Here is a 26051-nt window from a genome sequence, read left to right as displayed (position 1 = left end):
TTCCTCCTACTTATTTCTTCTTGGCTTTCTTATCAGCAGCGTGGCCGCGATAAGTACGTGTCGGTGCAAATTCACCCAGCTTGTGGCCGACCATTTCGTCGGAAACAAAGACAGGAACGTGCTGACGACCATTATGGACAGCGATGGTCAAACCGATCATGTTAGGGAAGATTGTTGAACGACGGGACCAAGTGCGCAGGGGCTTCTTGTCACCGCTTTCCACCGCTTTCTCTACCTTCTTCAGCAAGTGCAGGTCAATAAAAGGACCTTTCTTGAGAGAACGTGGCATGGCTTATCCTCTAAAATTATTTGCTACGGCGACGTACGATAAATTTATCAGTACGCTTGTTGCTACGGGTCTTCTTACCTTTGGTCTGAACGCCCCACGGAGTTACCGGGTGCTTACCAAAGTTACGACCTTCACCACCACCGTGCGGGTGATCGACTGGGTTCATCGCAGTACCGCGAACGGTAGGACGAACACCACGCCAACGGGTTGCACCGGCTTTACCCAGAACGCGCAGCATGTGCTCAGCGTTACCCACTTCGCCCAAGGTTGCGCGGCAGTCAGCTTCGACTTTACGCATTTCGCCTGAACGCAGACGCAGGGTAACGTAGGAACCTTCACGCGCAACGATCTGCACGTAAGCACCAGCAGAACGGGCAATCTGACCGCCTTTACCTGGTTTCATTTCTACGTTGTGCACGGTTGAACCAACCGGGATGTTACGCATCGGCAGGGTGTTACCTGCTTTGATCGCAGCATCAACGCCAGACTGAATCTGGTCGCCAGCTTTCAGGCCTTTAGGGGCTAGGATGTAACGGCGCTCGCCATCTTTGTACAGAACCAGTGCGATATTCGCAGAACGGTTCGGATCGTACTCAAGACGCTCAACAACTGCCGGGATACCATCTTTGTTGCGTTTGAAGTCAACAATACGGTAAGCCTGCTTGTGACCACCACCGATATGACGGGTAGTGATACGACCATTGTTGTTACGACCACCGGATTTGCTGTTTTTTTCAACCAGCGCGGCAAAAGGCTTGCCTTTGTGCAGCTCAGGGTTCACCACTTTAACAACGTGACGACGACCCGGAGATGTCGGTTTACATTTAACAACTGCCATTGTCTTTCTCCTCCGACTTACTCAGCGCCGCCGACGAAGTCTAGGTTCTGGCCTTCTTTCAGGGTGACGTAAGCTTTTTTCCAGTCGCTACGACGACCGATACGCTGTCCGTGACGCTTAACTTTACCCTTAACAACCAGGGTGTTAACGTCTTTCACTTCTACTTCGAACAGTTTCTCAACAGCAGCAACGATCTCTGCTTTGGTTGCGTCTTTGGCAACTTTGAGAACGATGGTATTGGTTTTTTCCATCGCGGTTGATGCTTTTTCAGATACGTGCGGCGCGCGCAGTACTTTCAGTAGACGTTCTTCACGGATCATGCCAGCATCTCCTCAACTTGCTTAACTGCTTCTGCAGTCATAACGACTTTGTCGAAGGCGATCAGGCTAACTGGATCGATACCCGCTGCATCACGCACGTCAACCTTGTACAGGTTACGCGCAGCCAGGAACAGATTCTCATCCAGTTCACCGGTGATGATCAGCACGTCTTCCAGCGCCATGTCTTTCAGTTTCTGTACCAGCAGCTTAGTTTTAGGCGCTTCAACAGAGAACGACTCGACAACGATCAGACGGTCCTGACGTACCAGTTCGGACAGGATGCTTTTCAGCGCGCCGCGGTACATCTTTTTGTTAACTTTTTGACTGTGGTCCTGTGGACGCGCAGCGAAGGTCACACCACCTGAACGCCAGATCGGGCTCTTGATAGAACCTGAACGCGCACGGCCGGTGCCTTTCTGACGCCATGGCTTTTTGCCTGAACCAGTTACTTCAGCACGAGTTTTCTGCGCGCGAGTACCCTGACGAGCACATGCAGCGTAAGCGACAACAACCTGGTGAACCAGCGCTTCGTTGAAATCACGACCGAAGGTAGTTTCGGAAACAGTCAGCGCGCTCTGCGCGTCTTTCAGTACTAATTCCATTGCTATCCCGTTACGCCTTCACAGCTGGTTTAACAAACAGGTCGCTGCCGGTTGCACCCGGGACAGCACCTTTGACTAGCAGCAGGTTGCGCTCAGCGTCAACACGTACTATTTCCAGGCTCTGAACGGTTACGCGCTCATTACCCAGCTGACCAGCCATTTTCTTGCCTTTGAACACTTTGCCCGGAGTCTGGTTCTGACCGATAGAACCCGGAACGCGGTGAGACAAGGAGTTACCGTGCGTAGCGTCCTGGGTACGGAAGTTCCAGCGCTTAACGGTACCTACGAAACCTTTACCTTTAGAGGTACCGGTAACGTCTACTTTTTTAACGTCAGCGAAAATTTCAACACTGATGCTCTGGCCAACAGAGTATTCTTCACCTTCGGTGCGGAATTCCCACAGACCACGGCCAGCTTCAACGCCAGCTTTAGCAAAATGACCTGCTTCCGGCTTACCAACACGGTTTGCTTTTTTAGCACCGGTTGTAACCTGGATCGCCTGGTAACCATCGTTTTCCAGACCTTTGACCTGGGTAACGCGGTTTGCTTCAACTTCGATTACGGTTACTGGGATTGAAACGCCTTCTTCAGTGAAGATGCGCGTCATGCCCACTTTTTTACCGACTAAACCAATCATTGTATCAACCTCTCAATCGCTCGATGACCTGATTAACCCAGGCTGATCTGCACGTCAACACCGGCAGCCAGATCCAGACGCATCAGAGCATCAACGGTTTTTTCAGTTGGCTCAACGATGTCTACCAGACGCTTGTGAGTGCGGATTTCGTACTGATCACGCGCATCTTTGTTAACGTGCGGAGAGATCAGAACGGTGAAGCGCTCTTTGCGAGTCGGCAGCGGGATTGGACCACGTACCTGCGCACCAGTGCGCTTGGCAGTCTCGACGATTTCCGCGGTTGATCGATCGATCAGGCGATGATCAAACGCTTTAAGACGGATACGGATTCTTTGGTTCGACATGAGACAAAGGCTCCAAACATTTTATAAACGAAAAAAATTACTACCCGCACCTATTATGATTGATACGGGAGTGTAATCGTTCAGCATATAACTTCCCAATCGGGAGTATTGTCAGACGATACACTAATCGCTATCGCCTGCGATTCTGCTCGAATCGCGCCACACCAATATCGGCAGGCCCGCGCATTATACGCAAATCTGTTCAGGAAGCAACCCATGCTGCGTTTTTAACCGCAAAAGCGCGCGCCGGTAAAAAAGCCCGCACGGGGCGGGCTGCAATGAACAGGTGGAACGGCATGGCAAACGCTACTTATCGCCCTCTTCTTTCAGCTGGGCCTGCAGATAGTTTTGCAGACCCATTTTCTGAATCAGGTCGAGCTCAGTTTCCAGCCAGTCGATATGGTGCTCTTCATCCGCCAGAATCTCGATCATCATGTCGCGGCTGACGTAATCATGAACTTTATCGGCGTACGCAATCGCCTCGCGTAAGTCTTTCGCCCCTTCCAGTTCGAGAGTCAGGTCCGATTGCAGCATTTCCGGTACGTCCTCACCAATGCGCAGCCGGCCGAGATCCTGCAGATTGGGAATGCCTTCGAGAAACAAAATGCGTTCGATGTACTTATCCGCATGTTTCATTTCATCAATCGATTCATGGTATTCGACATCGTTGAGGCGTATCAGGCCCCAGTTTTTGAACATGCGCGCATGTAGAAAGTACTGGTTGATTGCAACCAGTTCATTTCCCAGCAATTTATTGAGGTGAGTAATGATTTTGCCGTCGCCCTTCATTTTGCTTCCTCCGCTTGCAGATAAATAGAGCGTAGATGCGGATAAAAAGAAGTCAAAAAAACGCGACAGTTTTTGGGGTTATTTAGGCGAAGCGGATGCGCAGTTACGCTATCTCTTTGTAAAGCGGCACATTTTGCATTTCATCATCCATAATCTCGCGCGCAACGCGAATACACTTGCCGCACTGCTTGCCGATAGGCACCAGCTGGCGCAGTTGCTGAATCGATTTGGGTTGATAACGGCAGACAACTTCACGCAGGGTTCGGTCGCTTACGGCATTACACAGACAGACGTACATTTACAGCCCACTCCAGTACAATTTCTGATCAAAGTGTAAATGAGAATGGTTTTTATTTCAACATAGTTTTAGAGTGGGATTAGTGGCGCCGGTCAATGCAGAGCAAAAAAAAGAGCACCGAAGTGCTCTTTTTCATGCTGCGGTGGCAACCGGAGTTACCACCGTTATTAACGCAATTAAGCGAGAACTTCAGCAACAACGCCCGCGCCAACAGTACGGCCGCCTTCGCGGATTGCGAAACGCAGACCCTGGTCCATCGCTATTGGGTGGATCAGCTCAACGGTCATTTTGATGTTGTCGCCTGGCATTACCATCTCAACGCCTTCTGGCAGTTCGATGTTGCCGGTCACATCAGTGGTACGGAAGTAGAACTGTGGACGGTAGCCTTTGAAGAACGGAGTATGACGGCCGCCTTCGTCTTTAGACAGTACGTACACTTCTGATACGAACTTGGTGTGTGGCTTGATGGTGCCTGGCTTAGCCAGAACCTGACCACGCTGGATCTCTTCACGCTTGATACCGCGCAGCAGAACACCACAGTTCTCGCCTGCCTGACCCTGGTCCAGCAGTTTGCGGAACATTTCAACACCGGTACAGGTAGACTTGGCAGTCGCTTTGATACCCACGATTTCTACTTCGTCGCCCACTTTCACGATGCCGCGCTCAACACGACCGGTAACAACGGTACCACGGCCAGAGATTGAGAATACGTCTTCGATTGGCAGCAGGAACGGCAGATCGATAGCACGTACTGGATCTGGAATGTAGGTATCCAGGTGCTCAGCCAGCTCAATGATCTTCGCTTCCCACTCAGCGTCGCCTTCCAGCGCTTTCAGCGCAGAACCGCGAACGACTGGAGTATCGTCGCCTGGGAAGTCGTACTGAGACAGCAGGTCGCGAACTTCCATCTCAACCAGTTCCAGCAGCTCTTCGTCATCAACCATGTCGCACTTGTTCATGAACACGATGATGTAAGGAACGCCAACCTGACGGCCCAGCAGGATGTGCTCACGGGTCTGAGGCATTGGGCCATCAGTCGCAGCAACAACCAAGATCGCGCCGTCCATCTGCGCAGCACCGGTGATCATGTTTTTCACATAGTCGGCGTGGCCTGGGCAGTCAACGTGTGCGTAGTGACGGGTCGGGGTTTCATATTCAACGTGAGAGGTGTTGATGGTGATACCACGAGCCTTCTCTTCTGGCGCGTTATCGATCTGATCGAATGCACGCGCCTGGCCGCCGTAGGTTTTAGCCAGAACGGTGGTGATGGCTGCAGTCAGGGTAGTTTTACCGTGGTCAACGTGACCGATGGTGCCCACGTTGACGTGCAGTTTGTTACGTTGAAATTGCTCTTTCGCCATGGCGATAATCCTTACGTTATGCCTTCATCAGTGATGAAGGCATCAGTTGACAATTTTTAAACCGTAGCCTTATTTGCTACGAGCTTCAATAACGGCCTGAGCGACGTTGTTCGGCGCATCATCGTACTTCAGGAACTCCATGGAGTAAGAAGCACGGCCTTTGGTCAGAGAACGCAACTGAGTCGCGTATCCGAACATTTCAGACAGCGGAACTTCAGCGTGAATCTGAACGCCAGTCGCGTTAGATTCCTGACCTTTCAGCATACCACGACGGCGGCTCAGATCACCGATAACGTCACCGGTGTTCTCTTCTGGGGTTTCTACTTCAACCTTCATGATTGGCTCAAGCAGAACCGGCTGTGCTTTCTTAAAGCCATCTTTGAAGGCGATAGAAGCGGCCAGTTTAAACGCCAGCTCAGAGGAGTCAACGTCATGGTAAGAACCGAAGTGCAGACGCACGCCCAGATCAACTACCGGGTAACCGGCCAGTGGACCAGACTTCAGCTGCTCTTGGATACCTTTATCAACCGCAGGGATGTATTCACCAGGAATCACACCACCTTTGATATCGTTGACAAATTCGTAGCCTTTCGGATTCGAACCCGGCTCCAGTGGGTACATGTCGATAACAACATAACCGTACTGACCATGACCACCAGACTGCTTGGCGTGTTTACCTTCGATATCGGTAACTTTAGAGCGAATCGCTTCGCGGTAAGCAACCTGAGGTTTACCGACGTTCGCTTCAACGTTGAATTCACGCTTCATGCGGTCAACGATGATGTCGAGGTGCAGCTCACCCATACCAGCGATGATGGTCTGGTTAGACTCTTCGTCAGTCCATACGCGGAATGACGGGTCTTCTTTCGCCAGACGACCCAGAGCCAGACCCATTTTTTCCTGGTCAGCTTTGGTTTTCGGCTCAACGGCGATAGAAATTACCGGCTCAGGGAATTCCATACGCTCCAGAATGATCGGGTTAGATGGATCACACAGGGTATCACCGGTGATCACGTCTTTCAGACCGATTGCTGCAGCGATGTCGCCTGCGCGAATTTCGCTGATCTCTTCACGTTTGTTGGCGTGCATCTGAACGATACGACCGAAACGCTCACGTGCAGATTTCACGGAGTTCAGTACGGTATCGCCCGAGTTAACCACACCCGAGTAAACACGGAAGAAGGTCAGGTTACCTACGAACGGGTCGTTGGCAATTTTGAACGCCAGCGCCGAGAACGGCTCGTCGTCAGTTGCGTGACGCTCAGCCGGGGTATCTTTACCGTCGTCCAGGATACCGTTGATCGCCGGAACGTCAGTTGGTGCTGGCAGATATTCAACGACCGCATCCAGCATCGCCTGAACACCTTTGTTCTTAAATGCAGAACCACAGGTCACGAGGATGATCTCGTTGTTCAGTACGCGCTTACGCAGAGCAGATTTGATCTCTTCTTCAGACAGTTCTTCACCGCTAAAGAATTTCTCCATCAGCTCTTCAGAAGCTTCAGCAGCTGCTTCAATCAGCTTGCCACGCCACTCTTTAGCCAGTTCCTGCAACTCAGCACGGATATCTTCGTAAACGAAGGTAGTACCCTGGTCGGCGTCGTTCCAGTTGATCTCTTTCATCTTGATCAGGTCAACAACACCGGTGAAGTTCTCTTCTGCGCCGATAGCCAGCTGCAGTGGAACCGGAGTCGCGCCCAGACGTGATTCGATCTGACCAACAACTTTCAGGAAGTTCGCACCCATACGGTCCATTTTGTTAACGAACGCGATACGTGGAACTTTATATTTGTTTGCCTGACGCCATACGGTTTCAGACTGCGGCTGCACGCCACCTACTGCACAGTAAACCATTACTGCGCCGTCGAGCACACGCATAGAACGTTCTACTTCGATGGTGAAGTCAACGTGTCCCGGGGTGTCGATAATGTTGATGCGGTGCGGCTCAAACTGCTTCGCCATACCTGACCAGAACGCAGTGGTCGCTGCAGAGGTGATGGTAATACCACGCTCCTGCTCCTGCGCCATCCAGTCCATGGTTGCAGCGCCATCGTGCACTTCACCGATTTTGTGGTTAACACCGGTGTAGAACAGGATACGCTCGGTGGTAGTGGTTTTACCGGCGTCAATGTGTGCGCTGATACCGATGTTACGGTAGCGCGCAATGGGTGTTGTACGAGCCATTTGATTCCTCTGATTCTCGGACGTTCAATGTAAGTCGACCCCAGCGGGTTGGCTGAATGAGCGCCCGCTGGTTTAACAACAACTACGTGGCGATTACCAGCGGTAGTGTGCGAACGCCTTGTTGGCTTCAGCCATACGGTGAACGTCTTCACGTTTCTTCACTGCAGTACCTTTGTTTTCTGCAGCGTCAGAAAGTTCGTTCGCTAGGCGGAGAGCCATCGATTTATCACCGCGTTTACGAGCAGCTTCTACGATCCAACGCATTGCCAGGGCATTACGACGAACCGGACGGACTTCAACTGGAACCTGGTAGGTTGAACCACCAACGCGACGTGACTTAACTTCGACAGTCGGACGTACGTTTTCGAGTGCAACGTCGAAAGCTTCCAGACCATCTTTACCAGCACGTTGAGCCAGGGTATCAAGTGCGGTATAGACGATTGATTCAGCAATAGATTTTTTACCATCTACCATCAGGATATTTACAAATTTAGCCAGCAGCTCTGATCCGAACTTAGGATCCGGCAGAATTTTACGCTGACCAATGACGCGACGACGTGGCATGGAAATACTCCGTTGTTAATTCAGGATTGTCCAAAACTCTACGAGTTTATTTTGACATTAAAGTTAAAACGTTTGGCCTTACTTAACGGAGAACCATTAAGCCTTTGGCTTCTTCACGCCGTACTTGGAGCGAGCCTGCTTACGGTCTTTAACACCTGAGCAGTCCAGCGCGCCACGAACGGTGTGGTAACGCACACCTGGCAGGTCTTTTACACGACCGCCACGGATCAGGATCACGGAGTGCTCCTGCAGGTTATGACCTTCACCGCCGATGTAGGAGGTGACTTCAAAACCATTAGTCAAACGCACACGGCAGACTTTACGCAGTGCGGAGTTTGGTTTTTTCGGGGTAGTGGTGTAAACACGAGTACAAACACCACGTTTTTGCGGGCAAGCTTCCAGCGCCGGCACGTTACTTTTAGCAACCTGACGAACGCGTGGTTTGCGAACCAGCTGGTTAACTGTTGCCATTAAATAGCTCCTGGATTTAGCTTTTGCTTCATAAACACGTAATAAATCGCCTCGTATTACTACGAGGAGGCAGAATTTTAGGGCTGTGCCCATAGGGTGTCAAGAAATAACCAAGTTTTACCCTTCACCAAGCCACTTGCTGTGGATGCTTCGTCGTCAGCGTAACGAAACCAGTATAGTTCAGACGCGACACATTGGTCGAAATTTGCGCAGTAAGCCCGCGCGCCATCACGTCTTCTTCTAATACCCACATCGTGGCGGGCGACGCCAGCAGCTGCTGCAGCTTCTGACTGCCTGCCAGCGCTGCCGTCACACCATCCTGTAACAGCAGCACGTCATCGCCCCCCTGTAACAGCAGCAGCAGGCTATCGAAATCGCATTGCCAGGGAGAGTGCAGCAGGGTGTAGAGCATGGTCAGTTCTCAGAAACGAAGGATACGGTCATAAGTTGCCAGTGTCTGGCGCAGCGCGGCAGGCTCCAGCAGCTGCGCATCCAGCACGCGCGCTGCCGTGAGGCTCTGGCCACGTGCCAGCAGTGACGCCTGACAGATATAGCAGCGATCGATGTCGTATAGCGCCAGCACGCCAAAGGTCGCAATATAGTCACGCGCCAGAATCTGCGCCGGCCGCTGATCGCGGTTGAGCTGCAGCACACCGTCACCAATAAAGAACAGGCCGATATCCTCGCTCAGCGCGCCAGTCGCCAGCACGGCATCCAGCCCTTCCCGGCCAGCACTGCTGCCGTGCGGAGCCTGAGTAAACAGAAACGCCACGCGGTTCATCAGAACTGCACTAGGCGATCGCAGCTCAGGGCGGCTTCCGCCAGCGCTCCCAAACCGCTGAGGGTAAATCGGGGCTGCAGATTGCTGCCCGCCAGCTGCAGGCGCGCTGCCTCCTGCGCATCGGTCACACCGCGCCGCAACGCGGCTGCCACACAGATATTCAGTGTCACGCCACTGTCGTCGCGCAGCTGCTGCCAGGCGCGCACCATGTCCACTTCATCGCTGGCCGGCGCGCTGAGCTGGTTAGCATTCAGCACGCCTTCGCGGTAAAAGAACACGCTTTCCAGCTGATGTCCCTGCGCCAGCAGCGCACGGGCAAACAACAGCGCGCTACTGGCGTGTTGTGTGCCGTAAGCCGGCCCGGTCACCAGCAGCGTGTAGCGCATTAGCGATCCTGCCCCTGCAGATCGCCACTCTTAAACTGGCGGATATACAGATACACGGTGTGCTTAGAAATATTGAGGCGATCGGCCACCTGGTTAATGGCGTCCTTAATATCGAAAATGCCCTTCTCGTACAGATTGAAGACGATCTGGCGATTCTTGGCGTTATTCGACACGTTGCGGTCGGCGCTCACCTCTTCAATAGTGAACTCCAGCGTCTGGGTGACCAGATCCTCTACCGAGCTGGCAAAGTTGACGTTGGAATCCACCTGCTGCGTCTCCGGCGGCATGAAAGTCGACATAATCTGCGAAAACGGTACGTCCAAGTTCATATTGATGCACAGCAGGCCAATCACCCGCTGCTGCCGGTTACGAATCGCAATGGTTACCGACTTCATCAGCACGCCACTTTTGGCCCGGGTGAAGTAGGCGCGGGACACATTGCTCTCCGCGCCGTGCATATCATGCAGCATGCGCAGCGCCAGATCGGTAATAGGGGAACCCACTTTGCGTCCGGTATGTTCGCCGTTGGCGATACGCACGGCGGAGCATTTAAGATTTTCCAGAGAGTGCAGCACGATTTCGCAGTGCGAGCCAATCAGCATCGCCAGACCGTCGACCACCGCTTCGTAGGATTTAAGAATATCGTAGTCTGCTTGTTCGAACGGACGCTGCTCCAGTAAATCGAAGTCAGTCAGTTCGCCGGGATTGAATGGATTAGACATCGAAGACATTACCCTAAATGGCTGGAGCCTGTCTCGACAGCATTGGGGCAGACTCATCTTATGATCATTGTGCAGGCGCTAGTCTGGCAAATGTCGCCGTTTTTAGCCAGAGCTTTACTCATCGCGCCCCAAATTCAGGATGAGCGAAAACAAAACCGCCGCCCGAAGGCGGCGGTGCAAGTCAGCTTACTGCGCTTTCTTGTCAGCGGCGGCCGGAGCCTGCGCTTTCTCATCCGCTTTCGGCGCCGGCTTGATGTCGAGCAGCTCAACATCGAACACCAGCGTTGAGTTGGCCGGAATACCCGGCACGCCGTTTTTGCCGTAAGCCAGGTTCGGTGGGATTACCAGCTTGATCTTACCGCCTTTCTTCACATGCTTCAGACCTTCGATCCAGCCCGGGATTACGCCGTCCAGACGGAACGACAGCGGCTCGCCGCGCGTGTAAGAGTTGTCGAACTCGGTGCCGTCAATCAGCGTGCCTTTGTAGTTAACCACCACGGTATCGCTGTCTTTCGGGGTTTCACCGCTGCCCTTTTTCTCTACCTGATACAGCAGGCCAGATTCGGTTTTCTTCACGCCCTTCTCTTTGGCGAACTTGTCCGCGTAAGCGGTGCCTTTGTCGGCATTCTCTTTCGCGTCTTTTTCCATCTTCGCCTGAGCGGCCCCTTTCACGCGGCCTTCAAACGCCTGCAGCGTCTGCTCAATCTCTTCGTCAGACAGCTTGCTCTTGCCGCCAAACGCATCCTGAACACCGGCAATCAGCTGGTCTTTGTCCAGTTTGATACCCAGTTTCTCCTGCTCCTTCAGAGAGTTGTCCATGTAGCGACCCAAGGAGGCGCCCAACGCATAGGCTGACTGCTGGTCTTCGTTTTTGAAGGCAGCATTTTTCGGCGCCTGTGGCGCAGCCTGCGCTGCGTCAGCCGGTGCCGCGGTCGTTTCTGCTGTCATTGCCAGCGGTGCATTAAGCGCGACGGCCATGGTGGTAGCTAACAATGTGACTTTAAACAGTGATTTCATCCTTTCTCCAAAACCGAAGCTTCAAAACCTCGGGAACCATTGCGGACAGTGGCCCACACTATAACTTTACGTGGCAGTGGTGAACACTCCCACAGTGTAATTACCCGGTCAACCTCCTACCTTTTTTGCTTCAGGAAGTTTCATCAGAGATATAGGCGCAACGCGGGAATTTAATGCATACGCCAGACCGAAGGTGAAATATCAGGTGATTCTGACACGAAAGACCGTAGAATCACGCCCGATAAGATCAACGCGCAGCACCGTGACAGGAGGAGTGATGATGCAACAACCAGAATGGGATCAACGCCTTGAGGCGCTGGAGAGCAAGCTGGCTTTCCAGGAACATACCATTGAGCAGCTCAATCAGACGGTGGTTCAGCACGAGCTGGAAATGAGTAAACTGCGTGAGCAGGTGCGTCTGCTGGTGGATAAAGTGAAGGCCGCCGCCCCTTCCATGGTCGCTTCGCAAGCAGAAGAGACCCCGCCGCCGCACTATTAATATCGCGTGCTTTGCTGCCCAATAAAAAGGCCACCCGCAGGTGGCCTTTTTACGCTTAGTGGTTGCAGCCGCAACCACCGTGGCCGCCGCAGCCGCCATGACCGTGGTCATGATCGTGATGATGGCCGTCAGCGCCATGAACGTGGCCGTGAGCGATCTCTTCTTCCGTAGCTTCACGGATAGCAACCACTTCCACATTGAAGTTCAGGTTCTGACCCGCCAGCATGTGGTTACCATCAACCACCACGTGCTCATCTTCCACTTCGGTGATCTCGACCGGCACCGGGCCCTGGTCGGTTTCTGCCAGGAAGCGCATGCCAACCTGCAGCTCGTCAACGCCCATGAATACGTCTTTCGGTACACGCTGCACCAGGTTGTCATCGTACTGGCCGTACGCGTCGTTTGCCGGGATGTGCACGTCAAACTTGTCGCCGACCGCGTGATTTTCCAGCACTTTTTCCAGACCAGAAATCAGGGAACCATGACCGTGCAGATAATCCAACGGCGCACTCACCGGTGACTCGTCAACTAACACACCGTCTTCGGTACGAACCTGATACGCCAGGCTCACCACTAGGTCTTTTGCTACTTTCATGATATCTCCTAACCGTTGAGAACAAAGAATCCCGTCTCATTTGGTCTATTCTCGCGTGCAATAACCAACCAGAAAGGTTCAGTACTGAGGATGCCAACAGTGCTGTTGGACCATACTGCTCAGCGTTAATGGCGCCGATTGTAGCGGAATTCAATACCGCTGTAAGGCCTAAGCTTAAAAAAAGCTGAGCCATCGCGCTACTCCAGATGAAAAATGCCAATCACTTGCTCAGTGCTGCGAACCTGATCGCGCGCCTGCTTGTCCGCCTCACGCATCTGGTGGCCGCACTTCACGCACTCCACCACATCGACATTGTTTTCACGCCACATCGCCAGCGTGTCTTTCTCCTGACAGTGCGGACAGACCGCACCGGCAATAAAACGTTTACGCATAGTCTTTCCTGACCGTCATCAGAACGGATACGTTAAGTGTAGCCTTACTCATCATCCCAGCCGTCAAACTGCCGTTTTTCATGCTGCATTTCACGCTGGAAAATGTCCTCCAGCTCGCGGCGCGCCTCACGCACGCGTGAAACCTGCACACTGTCGTCGTGGCTCGGCACCAGTTCACGCAGCATGCGCATAACCAGCCGGCGGAAGTGCTGCTGCGCGCGCTGCGCCTGATGCGGATGCATGCCCAGCGATATCAGCGCTTTGCGGCCTAACTCCAGCGGCGGGAAGTGCTGCTGGCACAAGTGCACAATAGTCATCGAATCTTCCGGATCGTTACAGGTGATGACGATCGACTGCGCATTCTCCGCCCCGGCGGCACGCAGCAGCTCGAGCTCGGTGGCATCGCCATAGTAAACCTTGTAGCCATATTTGCGCATCAGGCTGACCGCCGAGATATCGCGCTCCAGCACGGTGATGCGCTTGTTGTTGGCCATCAGCAAACGCCCGACCACCTGACCAAAACTACCAAAGCCCACCACAATCACCTGTGGCTAATCGTCCTCAACAAACGGCTTTTCGCCGTCCTCTTCCGGTTCGTTGAAGCGGCGCGCCAGAATCTTATCCACACCCTGCATCAGCAGCGGTGTGGTCATCATCGACAACGTCACCGTGACCAGCAGCAGCGGCAGCTGATCGCCGCTGAACAGTTTTGCCGACGACGCCGCCGAAAACAGCACGAAGGCGAATTCACCGCCCTGACTCAGCACGCCGGCAAACTGCAGACGCTCCGAACTGCGCAGACCATAGATGCGCGCCAGCACATAGAGCACCAGCGTTTTCACCGCCACCAGCAGCACCACGCCGATCAGAATTTCGAGAATGTGGGTATAAAGCACGCCGAGGTTGAGCGCCATGCCCACCGAAATAAAGAACAGCCCGAGCAGCAGCCCTTTAAACGGCTCGATGGCGACTTCCAGTTCGTGGCGATACTCACTCTCTGCCAGCAGAATACCGGCGATGAACGTCCCCAGCGCCATCGACAGGCCCAGCGCATCCATAAACAGCGCCGAACCGAGCACCAGTAGCAGCGAGGCGGCGGTAAACACTTCCCGCACGCCGGACGCGGCGATGAAACGGAAAATCGGCCGCAGCGCCCACAGCTTGGCCGGGTTCAGCTCCAGTCCGATGATGAACATCAGGAACACCACGCCAAGCTCCGAAAAGTGCAGAATCTCGTCCACATCGCTGATGAAGCCCAGCCCCCACGGGCCGATGGCGATACCGGCCAGCAGATAGCCCAGCACCGCACCAATGCCGAGCCGGGCGGCAATCGGCACCACCAGCACCGCCGCCACCAGATAGATCACTCCGGCGGTGAGTAACGTTTCGCCTTGCATCACACTCCTCCGTTCGGCAGCGATGACGCCAGCCAGTCGCCATAGGCACGCGCAAAGTTGCGCAGCACCTCGGGTGTCTGACGACGCGCCCAGTAAATCACCATCGGCGTCAGCCAGTGCATGCGACACATCTGCGCCGTCAGCTCAAACGGTCGCATTAATGTCGCTCATCGGGTAGCGATTGAGGCCGCTGTGGTGATACGCCGTCTCCGGCTCACCGGTCGTCACCACGCTGCGCCAGTATTTACCTTCCAGCGCATTACCGTCCTGGCCGCTGGCAAAGCCGCGCGACAGTACGCGATCCAGCCACTCTTTCAGCAGTGCCGGACAGCTATAGGTATAAAGTGGATGCTGAAACACCACGATTTGATCGTCGCGCAGCAGTTGCTGCTCATAATGAATATCAATAAAGAAATCCGCATAGTGGGCGTATAAATCGTGCACCGTGACGTGGTCCAGTTCCATAGCCGACTGCAGCAAAACCCGATTGGCAATCGAATCCTGTGATTCCGGATGGGCGTAAAGCAGCAATATTTTGGGCGGCTGCGACATCGTTCCCTCCAAAGCGTCGTCACCGCGGCGGAATTCCGCTACCATGCTCGACGCAACAAACATTATCGAATTATGTTGCCGATAAATTAACATATTCTGACGATACGGCGCTTATGATTGTCTTTTCCGCATTACAAATCCGTCGCGGCACCAATGTGCTGCTGGATAACGCAACGGCCACCATTAACCCAAGGCAAAAAGTCGGCCTTGTGGGTAAAAACGGCTGCGGTAAATCCACGCAGCTGTCACTGCTGAAGGGTGAAATCAGCAGCGATGCCAGCAACGTCACCTTTCCCGGCAACTGGGCGCTGGCGTGGGTGAATAAGGAAACCCCGGCGCTGAGTAAAGCCGCGCTGGAATATGTTATCGACGGCGACCGCGAATATCGTCAGCTCGAATCCGAATTAGCGGCAGCCAATGCGCGCGACGATGGCAACGCCATTGCACTGCTGCACGGCAAGCCTGGATGCTATCCAGGCGTGGAGCATACACGCACGCGCCGCCAGTCTGCTGCACGGATTGGGCTTCAGCCAGGAACAATTAATGCGGCCGTGAGCGATTTCTCCGGCGGCTGGCGTATGCGTCTCAACCTTGCTCAGGCACTGGTATGTCGTTCCGACCTGCTGCTGCTCGATGAACCGACCAACCACCTCGATCTCGACGCGGTGATCTGGCTGGAGCGCTGGCTGAAGAGCTATACCGGCACGCTAATCCTGATCTCGCACGACCGCGACTTCCTCGACCCGGTGGTGGACAAAATCATCCATATCGAACAGCAGACGATGTTCGAATACACCGGCAACTACAGCTCGTTCGAGCGTCAGCGCGTGGCCAAACTGGCGCAGCAGCAGGCGCTGTACCAGAGCCAGCAGGAAAAAGTCACGCACCTCCAAAAGTACATTGATCGCTTCCGCGCGCAGGCCACCAAAGCTAAACAGGCGCAGAGCCGCATCAAGATGCTAGAGCGTATGGAGCTGATTGCACCGGCGCACGTCGATAACCCGTTCAGCTTCAGCTTCCGCACGCCAGAAAGCCTGCCTAACCCGATCCTGAAAATAGAGCAGGTTTCGGCGGGTTACGGTGAGCGGGTGATTCTGGATGCCATCAAACTCAACCTGGTACCGGGCTCACGCATCGGCCTGCTGGGGCGTAACGGCGCCGGTAAATCCACGCTGATCAAACTGCTGGCTGGCGAGCTGGAGTCGCTGGCGGGCAAGGTGGGTCTGGCGAAAGGGATCAAGCTGGGTTACTTCGCGCAGCATCAGCTTGAGTATCTGCGCGCCGATGAGTCGCCGCTGCAGCATCTGGCGCGCATCGCCCCGAAAACGCTGGAGCAGCAGCTGCGTGACTATCTGGGCGGCTTTGGTTTTCAGGGCGACAAAGTCAGCGAAGCCACCGAGCGTTTCTCCGGTGGCGAGAAAGCGCGGCTGGTGCTGGCGCTGATCGTCTGGCAGCGGCCAAATCTGCTGCTGCTCGACGAACCAACCAACCACCTCGATTTGGATATGCGCCAGGCGCTGACCGAAGCGCTGATCGACTTTGAAGGCGCACTGGTGGTGGTGTCGCACGATCGTCATCTTCTGCGTTCGACCACCGACGATCTTTACCTGGTGCACGACCGCAAAGTGGATGTGTTCGAGGGCGATCTGGATGATTATCAGCAGTGGCTGAGCGACCTGCAGAAGCAGGAAACGCAGCAGGATGCCGCGCCGAAGCAGGACAACGCCAACAGCGCGCAGTCCCGCAAAGATCAGAAGCGCCGCGACGCCGAGCTGCGCGCAGACGCAGCCGCTGCGCAAAGAGATCGAAAAGCTGGAGAAGCAGATGGCCAAATGGCAGACACAGCTCAGCGAAGCCGAAGCACAGCTGGCCGACAGCGCGATTTACGAGCAGAGCCGTAAGGCCGATTTAACCGCCGCCCTACAGCGCCAGGCGGAGAGCAAATCGGCGCTGGAAGAGGTCGAAATGGCGTGGCTGGAGGCGCAGGAGCAGCTGGAGCAGATGCTGGCTGGGTGAGGTATCTCTTTCAGGTCAGCATAAATGCTGACCCTACATGGCCTCTGCGATTTGCAGGGTCGGCATGAATGCCGACCTAGTCAAACCATCAAACCGGCACATCCCCTAACACCGTCGCGCGATGCATCACGCGCCGCGCCGGATAATAATCCGCATTGGCATAATGCTGCGTCACGCGGTTATCCCAGATTGCCACGTCGTTCGGCTGCCAGCGCCAGCGCACCTGAAACTCCGGTTTGGTGGCGTGCGCAAACAGATAGCCCAGCAGCGCCTCGCTCTCCTTCTCGCTTACGCCCAGCAGCCTGGTGGTAAAACCTTCATTAACAAACAGCGCCTTGCGTCCGCTCACCGGATGGGTTCGGATCACCGGATGCTGCACCGGCGGGTGCTTCGCCACGGCCTGCTGCCAGCGCTGGTGCTCCTCTTCCGTCTTACGGTACTTATACTCCTGGAACGATTTCTTAAAGTCGTGCTCCGCCTGCAGGCCACTCAGCAGCTGTTTGAACGGTTCTGACAGCGCCTCGTAGGCGGCAATCCCGCTGGTCCACAGCGTATCGCCACCGCTCTCCGGCAGCAGCTTTGAGGACAGAATGGCGATCGCCGGCGGTGTCTGAATAAAGGTGACGTCGGTATGCCAGTTATCGTTGTCCGGCGGATTATCCTGATGCGTATCCAGCACGATAATCTCTTCCACGCCTTCGGCATGCGGATAAACCGGATGAATGTGCAGATCGCCAAAGCGGATCGCCAGCGCGCGCTGCTGCTCCGGCGTAATGCGCTGATCGCGCAGAAACAGCACCTGATTACGCAGCAGACCGTGGTAAAGCTGCTCAAACTGCGCGTCACTCAGCGGACGGCTAAGATCGACATCGCTGACCTGCGCCCCGATATACGGACCCAGCGCGGTAAAATTCACTCGTTCATTCATTGCTCTTCTCCATTCTAGGGCGTCAGTCGGCGCTGTAGCGCACGTAAACCCAGTTCTAAACTAAAGGCAATCAGGGCGATTACCGCGATGCCCGCCAGCACCACATCGGTGGCGAGAAACTCGCCGGCCGACTGCACCATAAAGCCCAGTCCGCGCGTCGCGGCAATCAGTTCGGCCGCCACCAGCGTGGACCAGCCCACGCCAAGACCGATGCGCAGGCCGGTGAGAATCTCCGGCAACGCACCGGGCAAAATGACAAAACGCAGCAGCTGCCAGCGCGTCGCCCCCAGCGCCTGAGCAGCACGGATCCGCACCTGCTGCGTATTCTTCACGCCGGCCAGGGTGGATAAGGTCACCGGCGCGAAAATTGCCAGATAAATCAGTAAAATCTTTGAGGTTTCGCCAATGCCAAACCAAATCACCATCAGCGGCAAATAGGCCAGCGGCGGCACCGGTCGATAGAGTTCAATCAGCGGATCGAGCAGCCCGCGCACCGCCGGACTAAGCCCCATGGCAATGCCCACCGGAATACCGATCAGCGCGGCAAAGAATAGCGCCACCAGCATGCGCGTCAGGCTGGCACCAAGGTGCTGCCATAGCGTGGCATCCATAAAGCCCTGCGGACCGGCAATAACCAGCAGCTTATGCAGCACCTGCTGCGGCGGCGGCAGAAACAAGGGCGCAATTAGCCCCAGCGCGGTCACGCCCCACCACAGCAGCAGCAGAACGGCCACGCTCAGCAGGCTCAGCGACAGCTGGCGGGAAAAGGGCCAGCGCAGGCGACGAACGCGGGACGTCCGGCGCTTTTCATCGATAACGGCACTCATACAAACGCCTCCCGCTGCGCGAACACCTGGTTCAGGACATACTCACGTCGTTCGATAAATGCCGGATCGGATTTGATACTGCGGCACGGCTCGCCTACGGCGAAGCGCTGGCCAAAGTCGAGCTTCAGCCGCTCCACCACGCGACCCGGCCCCGGCGACAGCAGCACCAGTTCGCTGGCGAGAAAGATCGCTTCCTCAATGTCATGGGTGATCAGCAGAATCAGCTTGCCGGTATCGCGCCATAACGTCAGCAGCAGCGTCTGCATCTGCTCGCGCGTGAAGGCATCCAGCGCACCGAACGGCTCATCTAACAGCAGCTGCTGCGGATCAGCGGCCAGCGCACGGGCAATCCCCACGCGCTGACGCTGCCCCCCAGAGAGCTGCCAGATAAAACGCTTTTCTGCGCCCTCGAGTCCGACTTTACGGATCAGACGACGGGCAATAGCGTGCCGTTCAGCTTTTGCCATGCCCGTCAGCTGCAGACCGAACGCCACGTTATCGATGACGTTACGCCACGGCAGTAGCCCTTCGTTCTGAAATACCACGCCGCGCTCAGCGCCCGGTCCGCGTACCGGCTTGCCATCCAGCGTGATACTGCCGGACTCCAGCGGCAAAAAGCCGGCGATCAAGTTCAGCAGCGTGGTTTTGCCACAGCCGGACGGCCCCAGCACCACCAGCAATTCGCGGCTGGCAAGCTGCAGATTGATATCCTGCAGCGCCGGTTGCCCGGCGTAACGTGCGTTGAGATGGGTGATGCTGAGCATAAGGCCTCCGTTATTTGGCTAAGGGGGCAACAAAGCGCGTGGTGACAAAGCTGCTGTAGTCACTGGCAGCATCCGGCACTTTGCCCTGCTCTTTCAGAAACTGTGCGGTATCGACAATCGCCTTGTTGACCGGTTTGCCCAGCTGTTCCACCTGCTGCTGCGCCGTCAGGTAGGTGTTGCCTTTCACCAGTCCGGGGACGTCACTTTCCGGCACGCCGCTCAGGCGCGACAGCTTGCTGAGGTTATCCGGCTGCTGCAGCCACTGTTCCGGGTTGGCGGTATAAGCCTGCTGCGCGGCAATCGCGCTACGGGCGAAAGCGGTGACCACTTCAGGATGCTGCTGTGCAAAATCCTTGCGCACCACCCAGACGTCGAGGGTCGGTGAGCCCCACTGCCCGACCTGCGACGAGTCGGTCAGCACCTTGCCGTCTTTCTCCTGTTCATTGACGGAGGGTGCCCAGACGTAAGCGCCGTCGATATCACCGCGCTGCCAGGCAGCAATGATCGCCGGCGGCTGCAGATTGACCAGTTGCACCTGGGTGGGTTTGATGCCCCAGTGTTTCAGCGCGGCCAGCAGGCTGTTATGGGTAGTTGAGATGAAGGGAACGGCAATGCGTTTGCCGATCAAATCTTTGGGTGAGCTGATGCCTTTTTTCACCACCAGCGCTTCAGAATTGCCCAGCTGTGAAGCCAGCAGGAAAGCTTCAATCGGCAGCTGTTGCGTGCCGGCCACCGCCAGCGTGCTGGAACCGATGTTGCCAATTTGCACATCGCCCGAGGCTAACGCGCGCAGGACGCTGGCGCCGCTGTCGAATTTGCGCCAGTCAACCGTGGCACCACTATCTTTGGCAAAGGTGTTGTCAGCCTGCGCCACTTTGGCAGGTTCCGCCGATGTCTGATAAGCCACGGTCACATTGACCGCCTGCGCCTGAAAGGTCATCAGCGCTAACGCGGCGGCTACCGCGCTTATTGTTTTGGTTACTGCCATCATCATGCACCCCAATGTTAAGTCGTGACGGCAGTGTCGCCAGCAGCAATGATTTCATAAAGGAATTAAAAATTATTCCTAATAAAAATCGGTTCTTAGATCAACATCGGGTAACGCTATGCAAAAAGTGCAAATACAAAACCGCTGGTGCGGAAGAAATATGTCAGGCGCTCACATGCCGACTGTGGTATTGATCTCGTCTTGATTTTTTACCCCTTTTACAGCGGTACTGGCCTCCATGTCGATTGAGAAAGTTGCGCGCCTCGCGGGCGTGTCGAAAGCCACGGTTTCACGGGTGTTAAACCAGCATCCTGGCGTCCGGCCAGATACGCGTAAACGGGTGCTGGCCGCAATTAATGTGTGCGAATACCAGCCCAACCTGCTGGCGCGCCAGCTGCGTACCGCGCAAAGCAACATGTTGCTGGTGCTGATTTCCGATATCACCAATCCGTTCTGTTCACGGGTGGTGCAGGGCATCGAGGCGGAGGCCGAAGCGCACGGCTATCACATCCTGTTATGTAATTCCGCCTCACAGCTGCGGCGGGAAACCGCCTATCTGGCGCTGCTGGCCGGCAAAATGGTGGATGGGGTGATCACCATGGACGCCGCTGCCTGTCTGCAGGGACTGAAAGAGTTGATTGGTGATGCGCCGTGGGTGCAGTGTGCGGAGTACGATCCCTCGGTTAACGCCTCCAGCGTCACCATTGATAACCGTCAGGCGGCCTATGACACGGTGCATTATCTGGCCGGCAAAGGGCGTCAGCGCATTGCGCTGGTCAACTGCGATATGCGCTATCTCTATTCGCACCAGCGCGAAAGCGGCTATCGCGACGCCATCACGCAGTTGTGGCTTGACTGGCACGGCGTCGCCTATGCCAGTGATATCTCCTGCGAAGCGGGCAGCGCGGCGCTGCGCGAACTGCTAACGCAGCCAGAGCGGCCGGATGCGGTGTTTGCGGTATCAGACGTGCTGGCGGTTGGCGTGATTCACGCTGCACTGGAGGCCGGGCTGCGCGTGCCGCAGGACCTGGCGGTGGTGGGCTTTGACGGCATTCCGTTTACCAGCAGCATCAACCCGCCGCTGACCACCATTGCCCAGCCGATGAACCAGATGGGTGCCCGCAGCGTGCAGCTGCTGCTGGCGCGCATCCGTCAGCGCCAGGCGGCAGTGGTGCATGAAGTGCTGCCGTGGACGCGCATTGAGCGCGCCTCCAGCTGACTCAGTGCCAGATCAACAGCACGCAGGCTGCGGTTAGCGCACCCATGGCGAGGTTGAAGATTTTCCACGCGCGCGGGCTGCGCAGCAGCCGGCCAATCAGCGAGCCGAAACCCATCCAGATCACGCCGGAGACGATGTTGACCAGCGCCATACCGATGCTGATCGCCATCACGGAATGCAGATAGGCGCTGCCGGCAAGGCTGAAGCTGGCGACCGCGCCCAGCGCCATCAGCCAGGCTTTCGGGTTGATTAGTTGCAGTAACCCGCCCTGCCAGAAAGGCATCTGCTTCACACTGGCATCGTCGGTCTCCAGCGTTTCGTATTCGGCGGTGGCAATTTTCCACGCCAGCCACAGCAGGTAAAGGCTACCGGCCACTTTCAGTACCAGATGCAGTGAGGGATAGAGCAGAATCAGGCTGCCGATACCAAACGCCACCATCAGCAACATCACCTGCATGCCAATCATGATACCAATCAGCAGTGGAAAGGTGCGCAGGAAGCCCAAATTAGCACCTGAGGCGGTAAGTAACATATTATTGGGCCCTGGCGTGATGGCCGCGACCCAGAGAAAGCCCAGCATTGATAAAAAAAGACTCAGTTCCATGTATATTCGAGTGCTCCTCACCCAGAAAAGCGAACAACCCATCGAAGCTATCAGCGAGTTATGCATCAGACAAGTACTATCCCAGGCTATTTTGATCGCCCGAGCGGCGAGCGCTTTACCCCGCTGCGCGGCTTCGGCAATGCGCATCTGCAAACGCTGCTGCCGCGCCTGCTGCGCCGGCGCGTCACACTGCGCCCGCACTGGCAGCGCCTCGATCTGCCGGACAGCGACTTCGTCGATCTGGCGTGGAGCTAAGATCCGGCACAGGCACGTCACAAGCCGCGCATGGTGCTGTTCCACGGGCTGGAAGGCAGTTTCCGCAGCCCGTATGCACATGGGCTGATGCAGGCGTGTCAGGCGCGCGGCTGGCTGGCGGTGATCATGCACTTCCGCGGCTGCAGCGGCGAGCCTAACCGTCTGCAGCGCATCTATCACTCCGGTGAAACCGACGATGCGACCTATTTTCTGCACTGGCTGCAGCGCGAATGGGGCACGGTGCCGACCGCGGCGGTCGGCGTTTCGCTTGGCGGCAATATGCTGGCTTGTCTGCTGAGGCTGCAGGGCACGTCGGCCCCGCTGGATGCAGCAGTCGCCATCTCCGCGCCGCTGGCGCTGGAGCCGTGCAGCCCAGAAGCTGGACGTGGGCTTTTCACGCTTTTATCAGCACTACCTGTTGACCCAGCTGAAGAAAAACGCCACGCGCAAACTTCGCGCCTGGCCGGGCACGCTGCCGGTCGATCTGACGCAGCTGCGCGCCTTCCGCCGGCTGCGTGAGTTTGATGATACGATTACCGCCCGCGCCCACGGTTTTATTGATGCGCGCGACTATTATCAGCGCGACAGTGCCATGCCATTACTGACCGGCGTGCGCAAGCCGCTGCTGATCATCCACGCCAAAGACGATCCCTTCATGACCGATGCGGTGATCCCGCAGCCGCAGCAGTTGTCTGCCACAATTGAATATCTGCTGACGCAGCAAGGTGGTCACGTCGGCTTCGTGGGCGGCAGCCTGCTGCGACCCAAAATGTGGCTGGAGCAGCGCGTGCCGGACTGGCTCTCAACTTATCTGGATATGTAATAGTGATTATTCCCTGGCAAGAACTCGACCCGACAACGCTGGAAAACCTGATAGAAAGTTTTGTGCTGCGTGAAGGCACCAATTATGGCGAGCAGGAGCGCAGCCTGACGCAAAAAGTGGCCGACGTGCACCGCCAGCTCGAGCAGGGTGAGGTGGTGCTGGTGTGGTCAGAATTGCATGAATCGGTCAATATTATGCCGCGGCGTAAATTTCGCGGCTAATGCGTCAGGCGGCAATTCGTGGTAACAATGCTCATCGCCGGACTTCACAGGGAGCGCTGTTATGTCAGCCAAGCATCCAGTCATAGCCGTTACCGGTTCCAGCGGCGCCGGAACCACCACCACCAGTCTCGCCTTCCGTAAAATTTTCCAGCAGCTGGATCTGCACGCGGCGGAAGTAGAAGGCGACAGTTTCCATCGCTATACCCGTCCGGAAATGGACATGGCGATTCGTAAGGCGCGCGACCTCGGGCGTCACATCAGCTACTTTGGCCCGGAAGCCAACGACTTTGGCCTGCTGGAGCAGACCTTCCGCGACTATGGTCAGAGCGGACTCGGCCAGTCGCGCAAATATCTGCACACCTACGATGAAGCGGTGCCGTGGAATCAGGTGCCGGGCACGTTTACGCCATGGCAGCCGCTGCCGGAAAACACCGATGTGCTGTTCTATGAAGGCCTGCACGGCGGCGTGGTGACGCAGCAGCATAACGTGGCTGAACATGTCGATCTGCTGGTTGGCGTGGTACCGATTGTTAATCTGGAGTGGATTCAGAAACTGGTGCGCGACACCAGCGAGCGCGGCCATTCGCGCGAAGCGGTGATGGATTCGGTAGTGCGTTCGATGGAAGACTACATCAACTACATCACGCCGCAGTTTTCCCGCACGCACCTCAACTTCCAGCGCGTGCCGACGGTGGATACCTCGAACCCGTTTGCCGCGCGTGAGATCCCGTCTCTGGATGAGAGCTTTGTGGTGATCCATTTTCGCGGCCTGGAGGGCATCGCTTTTCCTTATTTACTGGCGATGATCCAGGGCTCGTTTATTTCCCACATGAATACGCTGGTGGTGCCGGGCGGCAAGATGGGACTGGCGATGGAGTTGATCATGACGCCGCTGGTGCAGCGGTTGATTGAAGGAAAACGCATTGAATAGCGAAGGTTAACGCGCCAGTATCGCCGGGAAGAGGACCTGAGATCGGGAGCGCAGGCCAGCGCTCCCGGCTGGATTACAGTTCGACTACTTCGTAGCTGTGCGTCATCTCGACACCCTTGCCCAGCATGATCGCGACCGAGCAGTACTTCTCGGCGGAAAGATCTACCGCGCGCGCCACCGCTTTGCCGCTGACAATAAAATGCAGATTGATATGCGTAAAAATGCGTGGCGCTTCTTCGCGGCGTTCCGAGGTCAGTTTGACTTCACAATCGGCGACATCGTTGCGCCCCTTTTGCAGAATCGACACCACGTCAATCGCGCTACAGCCGCCCGCAGCCATCAACACCATCTCCATCGGGCTGGGCGCTTTATCACCAGAATTGCCGTCCATTAATACCTGATGACCGGATGAGGATTATCCGAGAAAGGTCAGCCCTTCCACCCATTTCACTCGTGCCTGCATTATTCTTTCTCCTGAAGCGGCGGTTTTGCCGCCAGAGTACGCTTTCACCTGACAAACAGCAATGCAGACGCATCCCCCACCTGCTGAAGCGAGACAACAGGAGACGGGTAGCAAAAGCTATGCTACAAACAGTGCTGAAAATATTTTCGTCACGAAAGACGAAAGCGGGACGAATCAAAAGCATCGCTTACGAATCCATCCCCGAATAACTGTCCCTCACGGGAAACGCTGGACGATTTCACCGCCTGACAGGGAAAACTGCCCCCTGTATTTTGGGCACGATTACAACAGAGGATAATAGCGAATGGTTCTCGGCAAACCGCAAACAGACCCTACACTCGAATGGTTCCTGTCCCATTGCCATATTCACAAATATCCATCCAAAAGCACCCTCATCCATCAGGGTGAGAAAGCGGAAACGCTGTACTACATCGTGAAAGGTTCCGTCGCGGTACTGATTAAAGATGAAGAAGGCAAAGAGATGATTCTCTCCTACCTAAATCAGGGGGATTTCATCGGTGAGCTCGGCCTGTTTGAAGAGGGCCAGGAGCGTAGCGCTTGGGTACGTGCGAAAACCGCCTGCGAAGTGGCTGAAATTTCCTACAAAAAATTCCGTCAGCTGATTCAGGTCAATCCGGATATTTTAATGCGCCTGTCGGCGCAGATGGCGCGTCGCCTGCAGGTAACATCTGAAAAAGTCGGCAACCTTGCCTTCCTCGATGTGACCGGCCGTATCGCGCAAACGCTGCTCAACCTAGCGAAACAGCCTGACGCCATGACGCACCCGGACGGCATGCAGATCAAAATCACCCGTCAGGAGATTGGTCAGATCGTGGGCTGCTCACGCGAAACTGTGGGTCGTATCCTGAAAATGCTGGAAGATCAGAACCTGATCTCCGCACACGGCAAAACCATCGTCGTTTACGGCACCCGCTGATTTCTTCTCACCCACGGCGTGATGGCAACATCGCGCC

The 26051-nt window shown here is 55.6% G+C and carries 34 protein-coding genes and 3 pseudogenes; 10 read left to right on the top strand and 27 right to left on the bottom strand.

Annotated features, from left to right (window positions below; translation table 11 throughout):
* Positions 1-10: 10 nt before the first annotated feature.
* From rpsS to fkpA, 17 genes are all read right to left on the bottom strand, one after another.
* The gene (gene rpsS, locus AC6I8M_RS04040) at positions 11-289 is read right to left on the bottom strand and encodes a 30S ribosomal protein S19 (protein WP_001138115.1); all 279 of its coding nucleotides are present in this window, start codon (positions 287-289) and stop codon (positions 11-13) included.
* Positions 290-305: 16 nt separating this feature from the next.
* Entirely contained in the window at positions 306-1127 is an 822-nt protein-coding gene (gene rplB / locus AC6I8M_RS04035; RefSeq protein WP_010618573.1) for a 50S ribosomal protein L2, read from the bottom strand.
* 17 nt (positions 1128-1144) lie between these two features.
* On the bottom strand, positions 1145-1447 hold the full coding sequence (rplW, locus tag AC6I8M_RS04030) for a 50S ribosomal protein L23 (RefSeq protein ID WP_010618574.1): 303 nt from the start codon (positions 1445-1447) through the stop codon (positions 1145-1147).
* Positions 1444-2049 carry a 50S ribosomal protein L4 gene (gene rplD, locus AC6I8M_RS04025; protein ID WP_010618575.1) on the bottom strand — a complete coding sequence of 202 codons (606 nt, stop codon included), beginning with the start codon at positions 2047-2049 and terminating at the stop codon, positions 1444-1446. The genes rplW and rplD overlap by 4 nt, the downstream gene beginning before the upstream one ends.
* Before the next feature lie 10 nt (positions 2050-2059).
* The gene (gene rplC / locus AC6I8M_RS04020; RefSeq protein ID WP_010618576.1) at positions 2060-2686 is read right to left on the bottom strand and encodes a 50S ribosomal protein L3; all 627 of its coding nucleotides are present in this window, start codon (positions 2684-2686) and stop codon (positions 2060-2062) included.
* 32 nt (positions 2687-2718) lie between these two features.
* Complete coding sequence (gene rpsJ, locus AC6I8M_RS04015) at positions 2719-3030, bottom strand: 30S ribosomal protein S10 (RefSeq protein WP_010618577.1); 312 nt, start codon at positions 3028-3030, stop codon at positions 2719-2721.
* 306 nt (positions 3031-3336) lie between these two features.
* The gene (bfr, locus tag AC6I8M_RS04010; RefSeq protein ID WP_010618578.1) at positions 3337-3819 is read right to left on the bottom strand and encodes a bacterioferritin; all 483 of its coding nucleotides are present in this window, start codon (positions 3817-3819) and stop codon (positions 3337-3339) included.
* Between the two features lie 103 nt (positions 3820-3922).
* Positions 3923-4117: a bacterioferritin-associated ferredoxin gene (bfd, locus tag AC6I8M_RS04005; RefSeq protein ID WP_010618579.1), complete on the bottom strand. Its 195-nt coding sequence runs from the start codon at positions 4115-4117 to the stop codon at positions 3923-3925.
* Between the two features lie 176 nt (positions 4118-4293).
* Positions 4294-5478 carry an elongation factor Tu gene (gene tuf / locus AC6I8M_RS04000; protein ID WP_022548949.1) on the bottom strand — a complete coding sequence of 395 codons (1185 nt, stop codon included), beginning with the start codon at positions 5476-5478 and terminating at the stop codon, positions 4294-4296.
* Positions 5479-5547: 69 nt separating this feature from the next.
* Positions 5548-7662 carry an elongation factor G gene (fusA, locus tag AC6I8M_RS03995; protein ID WP_498013678.1) on the bottom strand — a complete coding sequence of 705 codons (2115 nt, stop codon included), beginning with the start codon at positions 7660-7662 and terminating at the stop codon, positions 5548-5550.
* Between the two features lie 93 nt (positions 7663-7755).
* On the bottom strand, positions 7756-8226 hold the full coding sequence (gene rpsG, locus AC6I8M_RS03990; RefSeq protein WP_010616441.1) for a 30S ribosomal protein S7: 471 nt from the start codon (positions 8224-8226) through the stop codon (positions 7756-7758).
* A 96-nt stretch (positions 8227-8322) separates the two neighbouring features.
* Positions 8323-8697, bottom strand: coding sequence for a 30S ribosomal protein S12 (rpsL, locus tag AC6I8M_RS03985; protein WP_010616440.1), 375 nt, complete (start codon positions 8695-8697; stop codon positions 8323-8325).
* A gap of 124 nt (positions 8698-8821) precedes the next feature.
* Complete coding sequence (tusB, locus tag AC6I8M_RS03980) at positions 8822-9109, bottom strand: sulfurtransferase complex subunit TusB (RefSeq protein WP_010616439.1); 288 nt, start codon at positions 9107-9109, stop codon at positions 8822-8824.
* Positions 9110-9118: 9 nt separating this feature from the next.
* Entirely contained in the window at positions 9119-9478 is a 360-nt protein-coding gene (gene tusC / locus AC6I8M_RS03975) for a sulfurtransferase complex subunit TusC (protein WP_010616438.1), read from the bottom strand.
* Positions 9478-9864, bottom strand: a complete 387-nt coding sequence (gene tusD / locus AC6I8M_RS03970) for a sulfurtransferase complex subunit TusD (RefSeq protein ID WP_010616437.1) — start codon at positions 9862-9864, stop codon at positions 9478-9480. Before tusD ends, tusC begins: the two co-directional genes overlap by 1 nt.
* Positions 9864-10586 carry a helix-turn-helix transcriptional regulator gene (locus AC6I8M_RS03965; protein ID WP_010616436.1) on the bottom strand — a complete coding sequence of 241 codons (723 nt, stop codon included), beginning with the start codon at positions 10584-10586 and terminating at the stop codon, positions 9864-9866. The genes tusD and AC6I8M_RS03965 overlap by 1 nt, the downstream gene beginning before the upstream one ends.
* A 186-nt stretch (positions 10587-10772) precedes the next feature.
* Entirely contained in the window at positions 10773-11603 is an 831-nt protein-coding gene (gene fkpA, locus AC6I8M_RS03960) for an FKBP-type peptidyl-prolyl cis-trans isomerase (protein ID WP_010616435.1), read from the bottom strand.
* A gap of 280 nt (positions 11604-11883) precedes the next feature.
* Here fkpA and AC6I8M_RS03955 point away from each other — a divergent pair, with 280 nt between their 5' ends.
* Complete coding sequence (locus AC6I8M_RS03955) at positions 11884-12102, top strand: SlyX family protein (protein WP_010616434.1); 219 nt, start codon at positions 11884-11886, stop codon at positions 12100-12102.
* A gap of 55 nt (positions 12103-12157) precedes the next feature.
* Here the strand turns inward: AC6I8M_RS03955 and slyD are convergent, their stop codons facing one another.
* The 4 genes and pseudogenes from slyD to kefG form a co-directional block, all read right to left on the bottom strand.
* On the bottom strand, positions 12158-12697 hold the full coding sequence (slyD, locus tag AC6I8M_RS03950; protein ID WP_010616433.1) for a peptidylprolyl isomerase: 540 nt from the start codon (positions 12695-12697) through the stop codon (positions 12158-12160).
* A gap of 197 nt (positions 12698-12894) precedes the next feature.
* Positions 12895-13089, bottom strand: a complete 195-nt coding sequence (locus AC6I8M_RS03945; protein ID WP_010616432.1) for a YheV family putative zinc ribbon protein — start codon at positions 13087-13089, stop codon at positions 12895-12897.
* Between the two features lie 44 nt (positions 13090-13133).
* Positions 13134-14486: pseudogene (locus AC6I8M_RS03940) on the bottom strand (cation:proton antiporter domain-containing protein).
* A pseudogene (gene kefG / locus AC6I8M_RS03935) lies at positions 14486-15038 on the bottom strand (glutathione-regulated potassium-efflux system ancillary protein KefG). The pseudogenes AC6I8M_RS03940 and kefG overlap by 1 nt, the downstream one beginning before the upstream one ends.
* Positions 15039-15151: 113 nt before the next feature.
* On the opposite strand from kefG, the gene AC6I8M_RS03930 reads away from it, so the two are divergent.
* On the top strand, positions 15152-16939 hold the full coding sequence (locus tag AC6I8M_RS03930) for an ABC transporter ATP-binding protein (protein ID WP_318285101.1): 1788 nt from the start codon (positions 15152-15154) through the stop codon (positions 16937-16939).
* Positions 16863-17054: a hypothetical protein gene (locus AC6I8M_RS03925; protein WP_022548955.1), complete on the top strand. Its 192-nt coding sequence runs from the start codon at positions 16863-16865 to the stop codon at positions 17052-17054. Before AC6I8M_RS03930 ends, AC6I8M_RS03925 begins: the two co-directional genes overlap by 77 nt.
* An 88-nt stretch (positions 17055-17142) precedes the next feature.
* On the opposite strand, the gene tauD is transcribed toward AC6I8M_RS03925, so the two are convergent.
* Genes tauD through tauA form a run of 4 tightly spaced genes read right to left on the bottom strand, consistent with a single transcriptional unit; the run spans position 17143 to position 20564 of the window.
* Positions 17143-17982 (bottom strand): taurine dioxygenase, encoded by an 840-nt coding sequence (gene tauD / locus AC6I8M_RS03920; RefSeq protein ID WP_010616430.1) that lies wholly within the window; start codon positions 17980-17982, stop codon positions 17143-17145.
* Positions 17983-17996: 14 nt separating this feature from the next.
* Positions 17997-18809, bottom strand: coding sequence for a taurine ABC transporter permease TauC (tauC, locus tag AC6I8M_RS03915; protein ID WP_058948763.1), 813 nt, complete (start codon positions 18807-18809; stop codon positions 17997-17999).
* On the bottom strand, positions 18806-19573 hold the full coding sequence (tauB, locus tag AC6I8M_RS03910) for a taurine ABC transporter ATP-binding subunit (protein WP_010616427.1): 768 nt from the start codon (positions 19571-19573) through the stop codon (positions 18806-18808). The genes tauC and tauB overlap by 4 nt, the downstream gene beginning before the upstream one ends.
* 10 nt (positions 19574-19583) lie before the next feature.
* Entirely contained in the window at positions 19584-20564 is a 981-nt protein-coding gene (tauA, locus tag AC6I8M_RS03905) for a taurine ABC transporter substrate-binding protein (RefSeq protein ID WP_022548957.1), read from the bottom strand.
* Between the two features lie 235 nt (positions 20565-20799).
* Here tauA and AC6I8M_RS03900 point away from each other — a divergent pair, with 235 nt between their 5' ends.
* Positions 20800-21780: a LacI family DNA-binding transcriptional regulator gene (locus AC6I8M_RS03900; RefSeq protein WP_022548958.1), complete on the top strand. Its 981-nt coding sequence runs from the start codon at positions 20800-20802 to the stop codon at positions 21778-21780.
* 1 nt (position 21781) lies between these two features.
* Here AC6I8M_RS03900 and AC6I8M_RS03895 read toward each other — a convergent pair whose 3' ends face one another.
* Positions 21782-22384: a LysE family translocator gene (locus AC6I8M_RS03895; RefSeq protein WP_010617367.1), complete on the bottom strand. Its 603-nt coding sequence runs from the start codon at positions 22382-22384 to the stop codon at positions 21782-21784.
* A 60-nt stretch (positions 22385-22444) separates the two neighbouring features.
* Here AC6I8M_RS03895 and AC6I8M_RS03890 point away from each other — a divergent pair, with 60 nt between their 5' ends.
* The 5 genes from AC6I8M_RS03890 (at position 22445) to AC6I8M_RS03870 (ending at position 24614) form a co-directional block, all read left to right on the top strand.
* Positions 22445-22639: a hydrolase gene (locus AC6I8M_RS03890; RefSeq protein ID WP_022548960.1), complete on the top strand. Its 195-nt coding sequence runs from the start codon at positions 22445-22447 to the stop codon at positions 22637-22639.
* Positions 22640-22669: 30 nt separating this feature from the next.
* Positions 22670-23158, top strand: a complete 489-nt coding sequence (locus AC6I8M_RS03885; RefSeq protein ID WP_022548961.1) for an alpha/beta fold hydrolase — start codon at positions 22670-22672, stop codon at positions 23156-23158.
* Entirely contained in the window at positions 23058-23462 is a 405-nt protein-coding gene (locus AC6I8M_RS03880; protein WP_022548962.1) for an alpha/beta fold hydrolase, read from the top strand. Before AC6I8M_RS03885 ends, AC6I8M_RS03880 begins: the two co-directional genes overlap by 101 nt.
* A 2-nt stretch (positions 23463-23464) precedes the next feature.
* The gene (locus AC6I8M_RS03875) at positions 23465-23683 is read left to right on the top strand and encodes a YheU family protein (RefSeq protein WP_010617368.1); all 219 of its coding nucleotides are present in this window, start codon (positions 23465-23467) and stop codon (positions 23681-23683) included.
* Positions 23684-23744: 61 nt separating this feature from the next.
* Positions 23745-24614, top strand: a complete 870-nt coding sequence (locus AC6I8M_RS03870) for a phosphoribulokinase (RefSeq protein WP_010617369.1) — start codon at positions 23745-23747, stop codon at positions 24612-24614.
* Between the two features lie 73 nt (positions 24615-24687).
* On the opposite strand, the pseudogene AC6I8M_RS03865 reads toward AC6I8M_RS03870, so the two are convergent.
* Positions 24688-25077 (bottom strand): annotated as a pseudogene (locus tag AC6I8M_RS03865) (OsmC family protein).
* 304 nt (positions 25078-25381) lie between these two features.
* On the opposite strand from AC6I8M_RS03865, the gene crp reads away from it, so the two are divergent.
* Entirely contained in the window at positions 25382-26014 is a 633-nt protein-coding gene (gene crp, locus AC6I8M_RS03860; protein ID WP_000242755.1) for a cAMP-activated global transcriptional regulator CRP, read from the top strand.
* The last annotated feature ends 37 nt before the right edge of the window (positions 26015-26051 follow it).

It is taken from the genome of Type-A symbiont of Plautia stali (assembly GCF_059731155.1).
The sequence above is the reverse complement of the archived record's forward strand: the minus strand, read 5'-3'. Positions and strand labels throughout refer to the sequence as shown.

Bases quoted from the DNA above. Each gene is read 5' to 3' on its own strand.
- rpsS (WP_001138115.1), bottom strand. From the start codon at position 289: ATGCCACGTTCTCTCAAGAAAGGTCCTTTTATTGACCTGCACTTGCTG.
- rplB (WP_010618573.1), bottom strand. From the start codon at position 1,127: ATGGCAGTTGTTAAATGTAAACCGACATCTCCGGGTCGTCGTCACGTT.
- rplW (WP_010618574.1), bottom strand. From the start codon at position 1,447: ATGATCCGTGAAGAACGTCTACTGAAAGTACTGCGCGCGCCGCACGTA.
- rplD (WP_010618575.1), bottom strand. From the start codon at position 2,049: ATGGAATTAGTACTGAAAGACGCGCAGAGCGCGCTGACTGTTTCCGAA.
- rplC (WP_010618576.1), bottom strand. From the start codon at position 2,686: ATGATTGGTTTAGTCGGTAAAAAAGTGGGCATGACGCGCATCTTCACT.
- rpsJ (WP_010618577.1), bottom strand. From the start codon at position 3,030: ATGTCGAACCAAAGAATCCGTATCCGTCTTAAAGCGTTTGATCATCGC.
- bfr (WP_010618578.1), bottom strand. From the start codon at position 3,819: ATGAAGGGCGACGGCAAAATCATTACTCACCTCAATAAATTGCTGGGA.
- bfd (WP_010618579.1), bottom strand. From the start codon at position 4,117: ATGTACGTCTGTCTGTGTAATGCCGTAAGCGACCGAACCCTGCGTGAA.
- tuf (WP_022548949.1), bottom strand. From the start codon at position 5,478: ATGGCGAAAGAGCAATTTCAACGTAACAAACTGCACGTCAACGTGGGC.
- fusA (WP_498013678.1), bottom strand. From the start codon at position 7,662: ATGGCTCGTACAACACCCATTGCGCGCTACCGTAACATCGGTATCAGC.
- rpsG (WP_010616441.1), bottom strand. From the start codon at position 8,226: ATGCCACGTCGTCGCGTCATTGGTCAGCGTAAAATTCTGCCGGATCCT.
- rpsL (WP_010616440.1), bottom strand. From the start codon at position 8,697: ATGGCAACAGTTAACCAGCTGGTTCGCAAACCACGCGTTCGTCAGGTT.
- tusB (WP_010616439.1), bottom strand. From the start codon at position 9,109: ATGCTCTACACCCTGCTGCACTCTCCCTGGCAATGCGATTTCGATAGC.
- tusC (WP_010616438.1), bottom strand. From the start codon at position 9,478: ATGAACCGCGTGGCGTTTCTGTTTACTCAGGCTCCGCACGGCAGCAGT.
- tusD (WP_010616437.1), bottom strand. From the start codon at position 9,864: ATGCGCTACACGCTGCTGGTGACCGGGCCGGCTTACGGCACACAACAC.
- AC6I8M_RS03965 (WP_010616436.1), bottom strand. From the start codon at position 10,586: ATGTCTAATCCATTCAATCCCGGCGAACTGACTGACTTCGATTTACTG.
- fkpA (WP_010616435.1), bottom strand. From the start codon at position 11,603: ATGAAATCACTGTTTAAAGTCACATTGTTAGCTACCACCATGGCCGTC.
- AC6I8M_RS03955 (WP_010616434.1), top strand. From the start codon at position 11,884: ATGCAACAACCAGAATGGGATCAACGCCTTGAGGCGCTGGAGAGCAAG.
- slyD (WP_010616433.1), bottom strand. From the start codon at position 12,697: ATGAAAGTAGCAAAAGACCTAGTGGTGAGCCTGGCGTATCAGGTTCGT.
- AC6I8M_RS03945 (WP_010616432.1), bottom strand. From the start codon at position 13,089: ATGCGTAAACGTTTTATTGCCGGTGCGGTCTGTCCGCACTGTCAGGAG.
- AC6I8M_RS03930 (WP_318285101.1), top strand. From the start codon at position 15,152: ATGATTGTCTTTTCCGCATTACAAATCCGTCGCGGCACCAATGTGCTG.
- AC6I8M_RS03925 (WP_022548955.1), top strand. From the start codon at position 16,863: ATGGCCAAATGGCAGACACAGCTCAGCGAAGCCGAAGCACAGCTGGCC.
- tauD (WP_010616430.1), bottom strand. From the start codon at position 17,982: ATGAATGAACGAGTGAATTTTACCGCGCTGGGTCCGTATATCGGGGCG.
- tauC (WP_058948763.1), bottom strand. From the start codon at position 18,809: ATGAGTGCCGTTATCGATGAAAAGCGCCGGACGTCCCGCGTTCGTCGC.
- tauB (WP_010616427.1), bottom strand. From the start codon at position 19,573: ATGCTCAGCATCACCCATCTCAACGCACGTTACGCCGGGCAACCGGCG.
- tauA (WP_022548957.1), bottom strand. From the start codon at position 20,564: ATGATGGCAGTAACCAAAACAATAAGCGCGGTAGCCGCCGCGTTAGCG.
- AC6I8M_RS03900 (WP_022548958.1), top strand. From the start codon at position 20,800: ATGTCGATTGAGAAAGTTGCGCGCCTCGCGGGCGTGTCGAAAGCCACG.
- AC6I8M_RS03895 (WP_010617367.1), bottom strand. From the start codon at position 22,384: ATGGAACTGAGTCTTTTTTTATCAATGCTGGGCTTTCTCTGGGTCGCG.
- AC6I8M_RS03890 (WP_022548960.1), top strand. From the start codon at position 22,445: ATGCATCAGACAAGTACTATCCCAGGCTATTTTGATCGCCCGAGCGGC.
- AC6I8M_RS03885 (WP_022548961.1), top strand. From the start codon at position 22,670: ATGGTGCTGTTCCACGGGCTGGAAGGCAGTTTCCGCAGCCCGTATGCA.
- AC6I8M_RS03870 (WP_010617369.1), top strand. From the start codon at position 23,745: ATGTCAGCCAAGCATCCAGTCATAGCCGTTACCGGTTCCAGCGGCGCC.
- crp (WP_000242755.1), top strand. From the start codon at position 25,382: ATGGTTCTCGGCAAACCGCAAACAGACCCTACACTCGAATGGTTCCTG.